The following is a 14,862-nucleotide window of genomic DNA, read 5'->3' on the forward strand; positions in this document are numbered from 1 at the left end:
CGGCGCGCCCTCCCACTGCCATCGGGTCAGGAGTGGAATGGACCACCGTTGAGCGCGAGCGGAAGCCGGACGAGAAATACCGCGCCAGCCTGACCGTCAGGCCGGTCTTCAATGGTGATGGTGCCGTGATGGTCCCGCACGATCTGCCTCACAATGGACAAACCCACCCCGGCGCCACCGCCGCGAACCGTGCGACTGCGAGCGTCATCCAGGCGGGTGAAACGCTCGAAGACCCTGTCGCGGTCCTCCGCCCGGATGCCGTCGCCATCATCCGTGACCGAGAACTCGGCCCACTTCTCGGTAGTTGTCAGCCGAATTGAGACGAGTGAGCGGGCGTGGTCACGGGCGTTGTCGCCGAGGTTGCGCAGCAGCCGGGCCAGATCCCGCTCGGAGCCCTCCACCCGGGCCGCACGAACTCCGTCAAGTTCAACGGCGCGGCCGCCCAACTCGCGCAGGCGTTGCATTTCCGACAAGACAAGATCGTCAAGATCGACAAGACTCGTCGCCCTCCTCGGCGCGCCCTCCGCGCTGCGCGCCAGAAAGAGCAAGTCAGCGATCAACGCTGACATCCTGACGACCTGGCCGTGAACGTCTTCCAGGATGAGAGCCGAACCCGGGTCTTCCGGGTGAGCGAGCGCGACCTCCACCTGCACCTGAAGCGCTGCCAGTGGGCTGCGAAGTTCGTGCGATGCGTCGCCCACAAATTGACGCTGGCGAAGCGCGGCCCCTTCCAGCCGCTCAAGCATTTCGTTCATCGTCACCGCAAGGCTCGCGATCTCATCGGAGCGCTCGGGCACGGGCACGCGCTGGGACAGGTCTTCCCCACCAATGCTCGAAGCCCTGCGGCGAATGGCATCGACCGGACGAATGACCTGGCCTACCGCACGCCACAGCGCCCACACGACGATGAGGAGGACCAAGGGGAGTCCAACACCGAAGAGGGCGGCCAGGTTCCCCACGGCCGCATCGACCTGAAGAGTCGACGTGGCCACATAGACCCAGCCGCTCCCGGTCGGCAGCCGCACCGGCGCTGCAACCACTCGAAAGGGACCGTCGCCCGCCGGCATCCGGTCCAGGCTAAGCACCGTGGTCACTCCCCCGGAGGGCGGCTGGGCCAGAATCGGCTCCTGCCCATCAATACTGCTGGTCGCCGCAACAACCGAATTCGAGGAGTCGACAACCTGCACCAACGAGCTCTCGGAACCCGTGTTCGTCACGGTAGGACCCAGGTCGCCTCCAGCCACAAGCGACGCAACCGTCTGTGCCCGGTCCGTGGCGGCAGCGTCGAGGCTGGCGATGAGGGACTGCTGAAGGAGCACCACAAGAGTGATGCCACTGGCCAACAGCATGAGCGCCACAACCGAGGATGCGGTGAGGGTCACCCGAAATCGGATCCCTGAATACCACCGCCTCGCGTCAGGCCGATTGGGTGGCATTGGAGCTCTCCTCGGCCGTGTCCATGAGTCGGTACCCGATCCCGCGGACCGTTTCGATGAGGCCCCTTGTGCGGCTGTCGCCGAGTTTTCGACGCAGATACCCGATATAAACCTCTATCACGTTCGAGTCGATATCCAGTTCCGAATCCCACACGTGCTCAGCGATCGTGTTGCGGCTCACCACCTGACCTTTTCGGCGCATCATGAACTCTGCGAGTGAGAATTCGCGGGCCGTGAGCGTGACCTCCTCTTCTCCGGACCAGCAGCGTCGGGCCGCCGGGTCCAGCCGGATGCTGCCCGCCGTGAGCACGGGCTCGCGATCACTGGGCGCTCGCCGCAAGAGCGCTCGGAGGCGAGCGAGTAAGACGACAAAAGAGAACGGTTTGGACAAGAAGTCGTCGGCGCCAAGGTCCAGGGCATCCGCTTCGTCGTATTCGCCGTCCTTCGCCGTCAACATCAGGATCGGTACCGTCGAACCGCCCGCACGCAACCTCCGACACACTTCGTAGCCGGATAGCCCCGGGAGCATGATGTCGAGGATGATGACGTCGAAATCGTTCTCTCCTGCCATCCAGAGGCCGTCAACGCCGTTCATTGCGGCTTCCGTCACAAACCCCTCTGCTGTCAGTCCGCGCTGTAACGCGTCGACCATGGCGGCTTCGTCTTCGACGAGAAGTACTTTCATGTGCTGTCCTTCCCCCGACGAAACCGGGATGCGCGCGATCGACACATTCAGCATCCCATCATTAGATAAGGAGACGCTAAGCCTCGCTCGCCACAAGGCTCAGCTTGCTGCCAGCCGCACTTATCGGCCTCTTACCGGGAACTGCGAGAGTCATGATCGTTCCAGTCAACCGAACCTCAAGGAGAACACCATGAACCAGAAGAAGCTCGCCGCCGCCGGAGTCATCGTTCTTGCCCTGACCGGCATCGGTAGTGGTGCGGCCCTGGCCGCAACGCCCGCGGTGCCCACCTCCGGTACTGCGGTAACCGACACCGCAACACCCGGCACCCCGGAAGCGCCCGATTCCGAGTCAGAAGATGAGACTCCGGGTACCGAGGCGACCACGCCGGAGGATGGCAACGACGGTGGCCACGCTGACCCCGATGGCGTCGACGTCAACCATGAAGGTGGAGCCGACGAGAAGTAACACCCAGAGTGGCCGTGGCCGGCCGCTCCGTGCGAACGGCCATGGCCACGCGGTCTCCCTGTGGCAGAGAGAGAGTCCGTGCCCGATCCTGCTGTGCGAAACACGAAAACCGGGAAGATTCACACGGCAGTCGCCGGCGGACTGGACCCTGATGGGCGACATACCGGCAATCCCTCGGGGACAAGTCCCGGCTGTTCTCAGCTCTCATGATGGTCTGGGCGCCCGCTCGAGTCCTATACCCGGGTAGCTACCCGGGCCTCTCCCCTCGACGGCGATCCCCTCAGCCACGTACGTCGACACCGACCTCATCCGGCGCAGTGGCCAAGGAATCCCCTCGAGTCGGCGGCACGCGACTGGTCTGCATGGAGAAGCAGACCCCGAACGGAACCATGAAGATGTGGTTCACGGGCGAGTACCGCGACATCGTCGAGAACGAACGCCTCGTCTACACCGAGTCCATGTCCGATGAGCACGGCAACATTCTCGACCCGGTCGACATGGGTATGCCCGCCGATCACCCCGCCACCAACGAAATCACCGTCGAACTCGACGACCTCGGCGACCGGACCCGAATGATCATGACCCACGCCGGTATCCCTGCCGATTCCCCCGGAGCACTGGGCTGGAACATAGCCCTCGACAAGCTGGCGACGTACATATCAACGCGTCCGTAGCCGGGAGGGAATCCACGAAACGGCGGAGGACACATCATTCCCCTCAAGGGCTCACCGTGGGCTCGGCAGGGCGTCAGAACCAGAAATAGGCTCTTCCGCAGGCCGATCGACGCCTAAAACTTCTCCCGTCGCAGCACGGCGACGTCGCTCATGAACAGGATCATGGCGTAGTCGTCATAATAGTGCTCCTGCAGGTGGGCAGCGATCGCGTCGGCCGTCGCTTTGTCGCAGACCACCTCGATGCGAATGTTGCCGCTCGCCTCCCACCCGGCATCACGAACGCCGCGGCTCCCCCTGCCGCGGGCGTCGGTGATGGTGTAGCCGTGGGCGTTCAACCGGTCAAGATCTCGAGCGAGGGTGCCCTCGAGTACTGCTTCGGTGACGACGGTCAACAACGTACGGGTGTGGCTGTGCATGGGTCTCATCCTCTCGCGAACGCATGGGCCCACACGGCGAGCGCGTGGTAGATCGGGATGCCGAGCAACACATTGAACGGGAACGTAATCCCGAGCGCGGCAGCCAGCGACAGAGTGGGGTTGGCTTCGGGCACAGAAATGCGCATGGCCGCCGGCACCGCGATATAGGAAGCACTCGCCGCCAGCGTCGCGAGGATGGTCGTTCCGCCAATGGAGAGGCCAAGTGCTAACCCCACCCCGGTCCCCACCAGCGCGGAAAAGAGCGGCATCCCAATGCCAAAGGCGACCAGAAATGGTCCATACCGGCGCAGGCTGCCCACTTGTTTCGCCGTGATCAGCCCCATCTCCAGCAGGAAAAGGGCGAGGAAACCCTTAAAGAGATCGAAGAACAGGGGCTCGATCGGCTTCAACCCGTTCGGTCCTACTGCCCAGCCGATGAGCAGTCCGCCCAGGAGCAGAACGATGCCCTTACCCAGGAACACCTCGTGGGCCACCGACCTCCAGTGCGTCTCTCGTGAGAGGCCCCGCGCGAGCACAATTCCCACGAGAATGGCCGGTATCTCCAGCATGACCAGAAGCAGCGGCATGTGATCTTCGAATGCGATCTGCCGACTGCTGAGGTAGGCGATAGCCACGGCAAAGGTACCCACGCTTACCGAACCGTAGTGGGCCGCGATTGAAGCCGCATCCGCGCGCTTGAAGCGGCCCAGATAGCGCAGCACGGGGAAGGCAATCAGGGTGAGGAGAAAGCCCATGGCCACCACCGCCACCATGTGCGGCAACAGGATGGAAAAGGGTTGCTTGGCGAGTTCGACGCCGCCCTTGAGGCCGATGCTGAGCAGCAGCACGATACTCACGAACTCGTACACCGCCGCGGGTAGCCGCAATTCCGAACGCAGCAGGCCTGCGACGCCTCCGAGTAAGAAGAAAAGGATGATGGGATCGATCACGCGGTGACTCTCTGGTTCGTTTCTGTCCGCATTCCACCGGAGAGGCCCAGGAGGAACCAGTCACCGTCACATACGCTGTACAATACACGATAACAATAGCGTATATTGCAGAACGTGTGTCGCCTATGCTGTGAGGGTGGCCGACTGGACTTTCCTCACTAATCACGCACACGTTCTGCTGTGCGTTTCCACGGATCCCGGAATGCGGTTGCGGGACATCGCCGTAGCCGTGGGCATCACAGAACGCGCCGCCCAGCGCATCATCGCCGAACTTGTCACCGACGGGTATCTCACCCGCCGCCGCGAGGGACGGCGTAATCACTATCAGCTCCACCCCGAGCTCCCCCTTCGGCACCCGTTGGAAGACCACCACCACATTGGTGAGCTACTCGAGACCCTCGGAACCGATCAACGGGTTCAGGCACCGAACTCGTAGACCGAGATGTCGTGCGTGACCTTCGCACACAGTGGAGCTCCGCCCGCCTACCCACGACGCTCCACCGAGTTCAACCGATCTGCGCTCACAGGATCTACACTGACTGGATCTGTGCTCACATCACGGCGGTGAATGAGATCCGCGGCCGGCCATGACAATGACGCGAATGTCACGGGGCCGACTCAGTGAAGGCGGTCGGTCACGTTCCGAGTGCGACACTATATGTTCGCGGCCGCGGGTCTCGAGCGCCCGAACTTGTCGAGGAGAATTGGATCATGACGACGTCCCCCGTTCTTGACGCTGGTGCGGTTCTTGGAGAGACGTCGGAATGGTGGCAGGTTGCCCTGAGCGTCATTGCCGGTCTGGTCCTGGTCTGGCTGGTGCTGGTTCTCGTTCTCTGGCTCGAGCAACGCAAACATCCGGGCCGTGCGTCGCTCACAGACATTCTGCGCCTCGCACCCGACGTGGTGAGGCTGCTGAAGCGCCTCGCCTCCGACCCGACGGTGCCGGTGGGCGTGCGGATCTGGTTGGGCGTGCTTCTGGTGTATCTGATCTCCCCGATCGATCTCATCCCGGATTTCGTCCCCGTGCTGGGTTTTGCGGATGATGCGCTAGTGGTCGCGATCGCCCTCCGGTTCGCGACCAGGCGTGCGGGAAGCGATGCTGTCAGGCGACACTGGCCCGGAACCCCGGCCGGCCTGGCTGCCGTCCTGCGCCTGGCCGGTCTGCCGTCGTCCTCACCCGGTCGCTGATCACCGCCCGGCAGTGGATGCCCACGAGTACGTCGTGAGGAACTCCCCGCCGGATCCTGACCCGGTGGCGAATCGCGGCGGAAGGCTGGTCGCGATCGGCCGCGCCAAAATGGTCCTGACACGGTCGATGGCGGCGGAGTGCGCCTACGCTGGGTCCATGGACGGCTTGAGGACAGCGACGATGCGGCAGATTCTCACGCTGACGGTGAACCCGGCCCTCGACGTGAGCACCTCGACAGATCGCGTGGTCAGCGGACACAAACTGCGTTGCGGCCCGTCTCGCCTCGACCCCGGCGGCGGAGGAATGAACGTGTCCCGAGTGGTGCAGCGGCTCGGCGGGCAAGCCCTGGCAATCTATTCCGCGGGTGGGCCGACGGGTGAGGCCTATCGCCGACTCATTGAGGCCGAACACATCCCGACCCTGGTGGTGCCGATAGCCGGGAGCACGCGCCAGGACATCACTGTCGACGAGACGGCAACAGGCAAACAGTTCCGTTTCGTACTGCAGGGCCCCGAACTGGATGAGCTCGAGTGGCGTTCCTGCCTGGCGCTCGTCGCGGAGTCGATCCCCAAGGGCGGGTATGTGGTCGCCAGCGGCAGCCTGCCGCCGGGGGTTCCTGAAGACTTCTATGCCCGCGTTGCCCGCCTGACGCGCGAACACGATGCGCGATGCATTGTGGATGCCTCCGGTCCGGCTCTCGCCGAGGCTCTCGCCGAAGGGGTGTTCCTGATCAAACCCAGCCGGCGCGAGCTGGGAGAGTTTCTGGGGACGACTCTCGACAGCGACCAGAGTCAGGTCGAGGCTGCCTCTTCCCTCGTCGCTCGGGGCTCAACCGAATTCGTTGCCTTGACCCTGGGCGGCGCGGGAGCCGTGCTCGCCTCGGAGGCCGGAGTCATGCGCCTGCAGGTGCCACAAGTGCGGGTACAGAGCACCGTCGGGGCGGGCGACAGCTTCCTCGGCGCCTTCGTGCTCCGGCTCGCGCAAGGGCACGATGCGGCGACGGCCTTCCGTGCCGCCGTTGCCGCCGGAACCGCGACGGCCATGACACCGGCGACCGAGCTCTGCCACCGGGACGATGTCGAACGCCTGGAGGCTGAGCTCACGGCCTCGGCGGGCTGAGAGCGCGTCGGTACAACTGTGGCTCGGACGGTCAGTCCGACACCGGGGTCAGGGCGAGATCATCTCCACGGCGGCGGAGACGGTCGTGTCAACCTGGACCTCCGAATGCAGGGTTCGGTGCACGGGACACTTATCGGCGATTTCCCGAAGTTTGTGGCGTTGACTGTCGTCCAGGTCCCCCTCCAGCTGAATGACCCGTTCGATCCGGTCCACCTGCCCGCTCCCGGTCTCGCAACCTGCGCAGTCCGACGCGTGGATCCGTGAGTGCCGTAGCGACACGGTGACTTTCTCCAGCGGCCAGTTCTTGCGCCGAGCATACATTCGCAGCGTCATCGATGTGCAGGCCCCCAGCCCGGCCAGCAGGAAATCGTACGGGGACGGGCCCGTGTTCGTGCCGACAGGTTCGGGTTCATCGGCGGTGAGGCGATGGCGGCCGATCAGCACATTCTGGGCGTAGCCGTCGGCCTCGCTTTCGGAGACCACCACGAGTCCTTCGGTCGGGTCAGCTGGCGTCGTCACCGGCAGCGCGTCCGGGAGCGGGGATAAGGCATAGCGGCTGGCCCACGTGGCGAGCATGGCCGCAGCGAAAAAAGCATCCGCCGGCTTCGTCAGGAGGTGATCCGCACCATCCAGTGCAATGAAAGACTTCGGGTGCCGCGCGGCCTCATAGATACGGCGCGCGTTGTCCGCGTCGACGATGGCGTCGATGGGTGAATGCATGACCAGCAGGGCTACGCCCAAGTGGCTGATTCGTTCAAGTTGGGGCTGGGCAGCGATGTCGTCGAGGAACTGCCGTTTGATGCGGAAGGTCCTCCCGGCGAGCTGCACCTCGGCTACACCGCACTCTTCGATCTCGGCGCGGCTGGCTCGCAGCAGATGCGCCAGGTGATCCGGATCAGCCGGCGCTCCGATTGTTGCGACGGCCCGCACCTCCGGTACACGGTGCACGGCGGCAAGCACGGCCGCGCCTCCGAGGGAATGCCCGATCAGAAGCGACGGCGCCGTGAAGTGTTCACGGAGGAAATCCGACGCGTGCACAAGATCGTCAATGTTGGACGAGAAGTTGGTGTTGGCAAAATCACCGCCCGACTGGCCCAGACCCGTGAAGTCAAACCTCAGCACCGCGATCCCAAAGTCCGTCAGGGCACGGGAGATCCGGGCGGCCGCCATGACGTCTTTGCTGCAGGTGAAGCAGTGCGCGAACAACGCATACGCCCGGGGCGCTTCATGCGGAAGATCGAGCCGGGCTGCCAGCAGCACCCCCTCTGACCCTGGGAATTCCAATCTCTCGCTCCGCATGCTCATGTCCTCTCGCTTCCGTGAATATGCCAAATCTCATCCTGATTCTCATGAGCCGGGCAAGCACATCCTTCCCGGGCCGGACTGAGCCAGAACGCAGCCAGGCGTTACTCGGTGATCTGAAAATCTCGCGAGAATGCGACGTATTTGCTGAAATCCCGGCCCACCCGCTCCAGCGACGCGGGATACGGCTCGGGATAGCTGAAGGCTCCGTCCTGCAGAATGTTGGCGCCGTCTGTGACGCTGAAATACTGGCAGTCGCCTTTCCACGCGCAGGTATACGGCGTTGGGCTGGTGACAAGCAGTACGGCGTTGACGCTTTGGGGCGGGAAATACCAGTTGCCTTCGATCTTGATCAGCTCGTCCCGCGCTGCCTCCGCGAGAACGGTGCCGTTCAATACTGCCTTCATGGCGGTGGCCCTTTCGTGGGTGAAATCGTTCGTTCACCTGAATCTACGCGCGATCCTCAAAGCAGTTCTGCGATACAGGATACACAGGAGACACCCCGTGAAGAACTCCCCCGAGTTCTAAACGGAAGCGCAACACCTCATAGGTTGTGGTTATTCAGATCACACCGAGAGGGGTTGCGCTTCCTTGAGCGAACAATACCGACATTTGACGATGGATGACCGGGGCGAGATTGCCAGGCTTGGTGATCGGGGCAAGACCAAGGCGCAGATTGCTCGCGCTCTCGGGGTGCACCGGTCCACGATCACCCGGGAGGTGAGGCGGGGTTCTTGGCAGCCCGAGCACGATCACGCGAATCTGCGCCCGTACCTGCGCAACAGGCTTGATACGCCTGGCCCACATGAACGTCTCTATCTCGCCGGACAGGCGCAATTGATGGCTCAGGAGCGCGCGGCCGAGTCTCACCGTCCATACCGGATGAGCTACGACCGGCTGGTGGACTGGGTGATCAAGCACCTGCTGAAGGGGTGGACCCCGCAGGAAATCGCGGGGCGACTCCCGATCGAGTTCCCCGACGATGCGCGCATGCGGGCCAGCGCCGAAACGATCTATGCGTGGATCTACTCGAAGCCGCAGCAGCACCGTCAGCTCTGGCAGTATCTGCCCCGCGGGCAACGCAAACGCAGGAAGCGAGCGGGCGGGCGGGTGCATTCCGAGCGCATCAAATGGCGCACCTCGATCCATGACCGCCCCACCGTGATCGAGGATCGGGCCCAGTTCGGGCATTGGGAGGCCGACAGTGTCCTTGGGGCCGGTGGCACCGGTGGCCTGCACACCAGCGTGGAGCGCACCTCCCGATATCTGGCCGCGGTGAAGATCCCCGCGATCACCGCAAGGGCCACCCTTGAGGCCCAACAGGCCATGTTCACCACGATGCCCGCCCACGCGGTCAAGTCGGTCACTGCCGATAACGGCAGCGAATTCGCCTACCACTACCGACTCGCCGACACCCTCGCGATCCCGACCTATTTCGCTGACCCGTACTCGGCCTGGCAACGCGGCACGAACGAGCACTTCAACGGTCGCATCCGCCGCTACCTGCCCAAAGGCACCAGCTTCACCGACCTCACCCAAACAGAATTCGACGAATTCGTCACCGAGATCAACAACCGGCCACGCAAAATCCTTGGCTGGGCAACCCCCGCCGAAATCTTCCAAGAACTATCATCGAAGGAAACCACACCCTGTTGCACTTCAGACTAAAACCCGGGGGTCCGACTATAAAGCCTGGGCCAACGACTGGCTTGATGGCGATGGCGCACGCGGCGAGCTAAGGGATCATCCGCTCAGCGACTTACCTGGCGGTGAATTGAGTGACCTCGACACCTCAACCGAAATTACAACCTGGGGCTCGGATGTGGTGGCAATCCTGAACGATGGGGCGGATCTCGTTGACGGTGGCACCGTGAAACTTGTCGATCCGCCATCAAACCCGGATGTCGACACCCTTGACTTAACCCTCGAGCTGACTGACGTCGTCGAAGAGGAGGACCCGAATGATTTCAACGTGTCAATCCTGTGGAACGACGAGCAAGTTTCGACCGGCACCCTAGAGTGGAGGCCGGGCGAGGGCACCCGCTTTACTGCAGAGGCGAAAGTTGCACTCCCACGCAAGCTGGATCCCGGTGAAAAGTTCGACCTCGAAATCCGTGGCGAGTTGCCAGCCGCAGGAGGTGCACCGACGCTATGGCGGTACAAAGACTTGACCGTGGCTGGCAGCGACTGGTGTTCAAGGCTCACCGACGCCGAAGCGTCGAGCGCTTTGGGTATCGCGGTGGCAAAGTTCGATACCGGAGGTGCCGGCGGTTTCTTCGACGCATTCTGCGGATGGAGAACACCGGATGAGACCTCACAGCTCACCATGCTCGTGACCGGAGGGGGTGATTCGTTCCGATCGAACTATGCCAGCTCAGCATCGCTGGTCGACGGATTCGGTGACGTGGCCGTCTATGACCCAACGACGGGACGCGGTGACGACTGCAGCTCGATAACAGACCGGAACAGCGGGGTTCTTCAGTGGGTTTGCTTCGTAAACCTCAACGTAGCTGCCGGAAACTCTGTTCTCCGCTTCACAATGAGCGGCAATGTGGTGGGCAACAACGGGCCGGGCGGCGCCCTCCAACTCCTGCGGGACGTTGTCAGTAGCGTTCAATAAACGCGGATTCACCCGGCGTCGAGGACGAATTCCACGGGAACACGCACGAGGTCGCGGTCGAGCGACGCGTGACCCGCATTATTGCGGGTGTAATACAGGTATGCGGTGGTGCCCGTCGTGGTGAAGTTTCGATCAGTGCTTTCTGGATCAAGTAGTGACGGATAGAGCACCGAGAGCGAGCTACCGGCATCCGGAACTGTCCACGGCAAAGGCATCTCTGTGATCAGACGGCGTTGTGACCAAGTCGTGAGCTGTGCTCCGATCTGCAAATATGCGACTTCCCGGCACAGCGGTCCTCCGGAAGCGATTTCGGGGTCAGAGAACTCGCCGACAAAACCTGACCTGTTCCACCAACGCCACGCTCTCGGGTCGCTGATGTCCTCCGTGCGCAACAAGCACATTGCCTGCTTCTGGCTGCCGAACCGCATTGCGCTCGCGAACATGTACAGTGCGCCGTCGGGCCCCTTGACAATGTTGGTTGGCGAGCGAAGACCGTTCGGACCGTCATCGGGCGAATAGGGTTCGGGCATGCCAGCAACATAGTTTGCGGGAGGGTCGAGAGCTGGAGCGTACGAATCGCCGCCGTTCTTCGAAACGTAGAGGGTGAGGCTTGTTACGAGGCAGTTGAAGTAGTCTGCGGATGGGCACTGGCCAGGATGCGTGTGCCCTTGATATTCGTGGTGCGCTATCGCATAGATCGTCTTGCCGTCCTCGGTGTATGGCGCGGCGATCCACGTCTGGTCTTGGTACTGACCGGGATCGGCGTTCAGCGCGGATGTCCAAATCGGTGTGCAGTCGATCGTGAGGTGGTCGAGATCCGGCCCCGTCATGCGATGGCCCGTAGCGTGGCTGAGCAGCAACTGCACTTTGCCTGTGGAGTCTCGGAACGCGCGAGTCGCAAGGTCGGGGATATTCGTTGGTTCGCAAGCATCGGTCGTCCAGTCGAACATAACCTCCTCCGGCCCTGTAACGATGAGAGACGCGTTGGGCGGCGGACCGACCGGAGTGCGCGACTCCGGCGTCGGTGAAGCCGTAATAGTCGGGCTCGCCACGCAGCCAGCGAGCACGAACATCGCTAGAATCGGGGGCACTCCACGGAGCGACATGGGCTAACTCTCCCACGACGTATCGTTTGGCGGCAATGCCGCATCGCGTGGATTCCAAGTGGGTGGAATGCGAACCCGCAATTTGTCTACTCGGCGCGCCTCTTCAGGTCGCCCAGCAGCCCTGGCGCGGCCTTGCTAAGCATGGAGCGCAATGGCGCACGCCCGATGCCACCGAGCAAACCTTTGGTCGTGGCTTGGACCGTGAGGCTCACCTCAGATCTGTCCGCATCCGTGCCAGGCTGCACCGACCAAGTTGAACTCAGTGACTCGACGAAGAACGGCTGCTTTTGCGCAACGACTGAGTAGGTCAGCATCCGCGCAGCAGCGTCGTAGGCAGTGATCCGTTCGTCGGTTATGCCGAGCCCGTCGACATCGCAGATGCGCCCACCGTGTTGGCTGCCGTTAATGCCAGTGGGGGTCTCGGGGTTCGCCACTGAAGTATTCACACCACCGGCCCACGTCGAGATCTCAAGGAAGTCGTCTGACAGGATGCTCCAGATCACCTCTGGCGAGGCCGCTACGGTGTCGGTCGCGGTCGCGGCGACCATGCGGGTGTCTGTGCGCGTCGTTGTGGTGTGGGTGGGTGTGGAGCTGCTCATGGCGCAGTGCCCTTTCGGATAGTGCTCGTCGACTCGGCAGTTCCGGATGCGATCGAGCGGTGGTGCTTTACGGCGTCGCTTTCGACGGCGACCGCCTTCTGGAATGACGAAAGAAGCGTGGCGATGGTGCCCTCGACCGCGTCGTGCACTACGGCGGCGGGGACCTTGGCGCGGATCATGACGAAGAGGCCTAGCGTGGTCGCTGCCAGTGAGCGAGCCTGATGCTGCAGTGCCTGCGCAAAAGCCGTATTGCGGTCGCCGGAAGGTGTAGACGCGGTCAGCGCCGTGCTGTAGGCGCTCCGCAAACGGTCAATGTAGCGGGTGAGCGCATCCCGGCTAAGGCTCGGGACTGGGGCGAACTCGATCGCCGAGTTTGTGATCAGACAGCCGGGTGCGGTGCCGGAGTCGGCGAAGCGCCCGAAGTCGCGCAGCACCTGAAGCACGGTACCGATGTCGGCCCCTGGCCGCTCTAGAGCACCGATGAACAGCGGCAGTTTTTGTGACTCGTACTTCGCAAGTGCCTGCTCGTACAAACCTTCCTTGTCGCCAAACTCGCTAAACACTGTGGCGACGTTGACCCCCATAGCTGCTGACAGTCGGCGCACAGACGCGTCGTGGTAACCGAGCTCCCAGAACAAGTCGAGGGCGCGGTCGAGCACGTCGTCACGGTCGAATTGCCTGGGTCGGCCCATCCCCTGAGTATATCTAAACGACTGTTTAGAAACTAATCCCCCGAGACACCCCGTGAAGAACTCCCGCCGTCGCCCGAAGTGCTGAACCGTCCTCGACCAGGGCGGCCAGGGTGTCGATCGCCTCTGGATTGACGCCACGGTCTCCCCCGGAGCCCGATTCCCCGGACGTCGCCTGCAACGCGCCGGCTTCCAGGACATCCTGCCCGCCCACGAACCGCGAAGGCATGATTATATGCAACATATGTAGTATGGCAAGCATGAAGATCAGGACCGCCTCTCGCATGACTTCCGGGAACGCTGGAACCGGGCCCAACACGGGTACCAGTGATGCCCGCAGACGAGAAATCTCACCACCGGCTCTTGAGATACTCTCCGGCCCGGATGTGGCCACCGTGCGGGCCGATCGTGGCACCTTCTTCCGCACAGGGGGCGAACCTTCCACAGATCAGGCCCTCATCCTGGGGATCTGGCAATGACGCTGTGGGCCATGATGCCCAGCGTCGAACCAGGCGATCCGGTCGCCGGAATGACCGGGCAAATGTGGATGCCAACTCTTCCGCCCACACTCGGGCGTGTACTCGCCTGGCACCCACAACCGATTCCGATTCTGCCGGTGATCGTGTTGCTCCTGCTCGCGCTGTACGGCGTCGGCGTGGTTCTCCTCCACCGGAGAGGCATCCGTTGGCCCGTCGCGCGGATGATTTGGTGGTCACTAGGGATGGCAACAATCCTTCTTGTCACGGCCACCGGGATCGAAGGCTATGGGATGGAGCTTTTCAGCATCCACATGGTCCAGCACATGGTCCTCAACATGCTCGCTCCCATATTTCTGGTCCTCGGAGCCCCGGTGACGCTGTTGCTCCGGGCACTACCGGCCGGATCCGGACGGCGCGGGGGCGTGCGGCGAGCTGTTCTCTGGCTCCTCCATTCCCGGGGCGCGGTCTTCCTGATGCATCCGGCCGTGGCTTTTGGACTATTCGTCATGAGCTTGTACGGGCTGTATTTCACGCCGATCTTTGACTACCTGATGGGCACGTTGTGGGGGCACAACCTGATGCTCATTCATTTCCTGCTCATCGGGTTCATCTACTTTTGGGGAATCATTGGCGTTGACCCATCGGCGCGCACATCCTCGCGGGGGCTTCTGGCAACAGCGGGACCCGCGCTGCCGGTGATTGAACTGGCCGCCACGGTGCCATTTCACGCCTTTTTCGGCGTCGTGGTCATGATGTCGACGGAACTTCTGGTCACGTTCTACGCGATGCCGATGCCCGCGTGGCAGGTCTCCCCGCTGACTGACCAAGCTACCGGCGGCGGTATTGCCTGGGGGTTCACTGAGCTTCCGACGCTACTCGTTCTCGGAGCACTGGTCGTGAAATCCCAACGATCGGACCGACGCACCAGCAAAGCGGCAGAGAGACGTCGGGTTCGCGACGGTGACGCGGAACTCGCCGACTACAACGACTACCTGCTGTCACTGAACCGAGGCAATAGCTCGAGGCCATGAAATGATCACCGCCGAGCCCATTCCGGGCATCGGGCCGGTACTCGACGCGTTCACGCTGGGCTGGTTGCAGCCGTGAATCCCTGCAGGTTCGCGATGGTGCC

The 14,862-nt window shown here is 62.8% G+C and carries 18 protein-coding genes; 8 read left to right on the forward strand and 10 right to left on the reverse strand.

Going from position 1 to position 14,862, the window contains the following annotated elements; all coding sequences use genetic code 11:
* Positions 1 to 26: 26 nt before the first annotated feature.
* Both EDD25_RS01895 and EDD25_RS01900 read right to left on the reverse strand, forming a co-directional pair.
* On the reverse strand, positions 27 to 1,382 hold the full coding sequence (locus EDD25_RS01895; RefSeq protein WP_166671166.1) for a sensor histidine kinase: 1,356 nt from the start codon (positions 1,380 to 1,382) through the stop codon (positions 27 to 29).
* A gap of 34 nt (positions 1,383 to 1,416) precedes the next feature.
* Positions 1,417 to 2,121 carry a response regulator transcription factor gene (locus tag EDD25_RS01900; RefSeq protein WP_134171792.1) on the reverse strand — a complete coding sequence of 235 codons (705 nt, stop codon included), beginning with the start codon at positions 2,119 to 2,121 and terminating at the stop codon, positions 1,417 to 1,419.
* Between the two features lie 190 nt (positions 2,122 to 2,311).
* Here EDD25_RS01900 and EDD25_RS01905 point away from each other — a divergent pair, with 190 nt between their 5' ends.
* Positions 2,312 to 2,587 carry a hypothetical protein gene (locus EDD25_RS01905; protein WP_134171793.1) on the forward strand — a complete coding sequence of 92 codons (276 nt, stop codon included), beginning with the start codon at positions 2,312 to 2,314 and terminating at the stop codon, positions 2,585 to 2,587.
* Positions 2,588 to 2,796: 209 nt separating this feature from the next.
* Positions 2,797 to 3,261: an SRPBCC family protein gene (locus EDD25_RS01910; RefSeq protein ID WP_277871662.1), complete on the forward strand. Its 465-nt coding sequence runs from the start codon at positions 2,797 to 2,799 to the stop codon at positions 3,259 to 3,261.
* 113 nt (positions 3,262 to 3,374) lie between these two features.
* Here the strand turns inward: EDD25_RS01910 and EDD25_RS01915 are convergent, their stop codons facing one another.
* Together EDD25_RS01915 and EDD25_RS01920 are read right to left on the reverse strand one after the other, a co-directional pair.
* On the reverse strand, positions 3,375 to 3,677 hold the full coding sequence (locus tag EDD25_RS01915; protein WP_134171795.1) for a P-II family nitrogen regulator: 303 nt from the start codon (positions 3,675 to 3,677) through the stop codon (positions 3,375 to 3,377).
* Positions 3,678 to 3,682: 5 nt separating this feature from the next.
* Positions 3,683 to 4,627: a sodium-dependent bicarbonate transport family permease gene (locus EDD25_RS01920; RefSeq protein WP_134171796.1), complete on the reverse strand. Its 945-nt coding sequence runs from the start codon at positions 4,625 to 4,627 to the stop codon at positions 3,683 to 3,685.
* A gap of 136 nt (positions 4,628 to 4,763) precedes the next feature.
* Here EDD25_RS01920 and EDD25_RS01925 point away from each other — a divergent pair, with 136 nt between their 5' ends.
* The 3 genes from EDD25_RS01925 (at position 4,764) to EDD25_RS01935 (ending at position 6,935) form a co-directional block, all read left to right on the forward strand.
* Entirely contained in the window at positions 4,764 to 5,063 is a 300-nt protein-coding gene (locus EDD25_RS01925; protein WP_134171797.1) for a helix-turn-helix transcriptional regulator, read from the forward strand.
* 275 nt (positions 5,064 to 5,338) lie between these two features.
* Positions 5,339 to 5,815 (forward strand): YkvA family protein, encoded by a 477-nt coding sequence (locus EDD25_RS01930; protein WP_134171798.1) that lies wholly within the window; start codon positions 5,339 to 5,341, stop codon positions 5,813 to 5,815.
* 157 nt (positions 5,816 to 5,972) lie between these two features.
* Entirely contained in the window at positions 5,973 to 6,935 is a 963-nt protein-coding gene (locus tag EDD25_RS01935; protein ID WP_198418811.1) for a 1-phosphofructokinase family hexose kinase, read from the forward strand.
* A 48-nt stretch (positions 6,936 to 6,983) separates the two neighbouring features.
* On the opposite strand, the gene EDD25_RS01940 is transcribed toward EDD25_RS01935, so the two are convergent.
* Both EDD25_RS01940 and EDD25_RS01945 read right to left on the reverse strand, forming a co-directional pair.
* Entirely contained in the window at positions 6,984 to 8,240 is a 1,257-nt protein-coding gene (locus tag EDD25_RS01940; RefSeq protein WP_243834546.1) for a bifunctional alpha/beta hydrolase/OsmC family protein, read from the reverse strand.
* A 101-nt stretch (positions 8,241 to 8,341) separates the two neighbouring features.
* On the reverse strand, positions 8,342 to 8,644 hold the full coding sequence (locus tag EDD25_RS01945) for a DUF427 domain-containing protein (RefSeq protein WP_134171799.1): 303 nt from the start codon (positions 8,642 to 8,644) through the stop codon (positions 8,342 to 8,344).
* A 184-nt stretch (positions 8,645 to 8,828) separates the two neighbouring features.
* Here EDD25_RS01945 and EDD25_RS01950 point away from each other — a divergent pair, with 184 nt between their 5' ends.
* Positions 8,829 to 9,905: an IS30 family transposase gene (locus EDD25_RS01950; protein WP_422386755.1), complete on the forward strand. Its 1,077-nt coding sequence runs from the start codon at positions 8,829 to 8,831 to the stop codon at positions 9,903 to 9,905.
* Between the two features lie 106 nt (positions 9,906 to 10,011).
* Entirely contained in the window at positions 10,012 to 10,857 is an 846-nt protein-coding gene (locus EDD25_RS01955) for a hypothetical protein (protein WP_134171801.1), read from the forward strand.
* Between the two features lie 8 nt (positions 10,858 to 10,865).
* On the opposite strand, the gene EDD25_RS01960 is transcribed toward EDD25_RS01955, so the two are convergent.
* The 4 genes from EDD25_RS01960 to EDD25_RS17350 form a co-directional block, all read right to left on the reverse strand.
* Positions 10,866 to 11,807 (reverse strand): hypothetical protein, encoded by a 942-nt coding sequence (locus EDD25_RS01960; protein WP_134171802.1) that lies wholly within the window; start codon positions 11,805 to 11,807, stop codon positions 10,866 to 10,868.
* A 242-nt stretch (positions 11,808 to 12,049) separates the two neighbouring features.
* A complete protein-coding gene (locus EDD25_RS01965) occupies positions 12,050 to 12,562 on the reverse strand; it encodes an SRPBCC family protein (RefSeq protein ID WP_134171803.1) in 513 nt (170 codons plus the stop codon).
* Complete coding sequence (locus EDD25_RS01970) at positions 12,559 to 13,254, reverse strand: TetR/AcrR family transcriptional regulator (protein WP_166671168.1); 696 nt, start codon at positions 13,252 to 13,254, stop codon at positions 12,559 to 12,561. The genes EDD25_RS01965 and EDD25_RS01970 overlap by 4 nt, the downstream gene beginning before the upstream one ends.
* A 25-nt stretch (positions 13,255 to 13,279) precedes the next feature.
* Complete coding sequence (locus EDD25_RS17350) at positions 13,280 to 13,480, reverse strand: hypothetical protein (RefSeq protein WP_166671169.1); 201 nt, start codon at positions 13,478 to 13,480, stop codon at positions 13,280 to 13,282.
* A 246-nt stretch (positions 13,481 to 13,726) separates the two neighbouring features.
* On the opposite strand from EDD25_RS17350, the gene EDD25_RS01975 reads away from it, so the two are divergent.
* Positions 13,727 to 14,761, forward strand: coding sequence for a cytochrome c oxidase assembly protein (locus EDD25_RS01975; protein WP_241986242.1), 1,035 nt, complete (start codon positions 13,727 to 13,729; stop codon positions 14,759 to 14,761).
* Positions 14,762 to 14,862: the final 101 nt, after the last annotated feature.

The organism is Cryobacterium psychrophilum (assembly GCF_004365915.1).
GTDB classification, from domain to species: Bacteria; Actinomycetota; Actinomycetes; order Actinomycetales; family Microbacteriaceae; genus Cryobacterium; species Cryobacterium psychrophilum.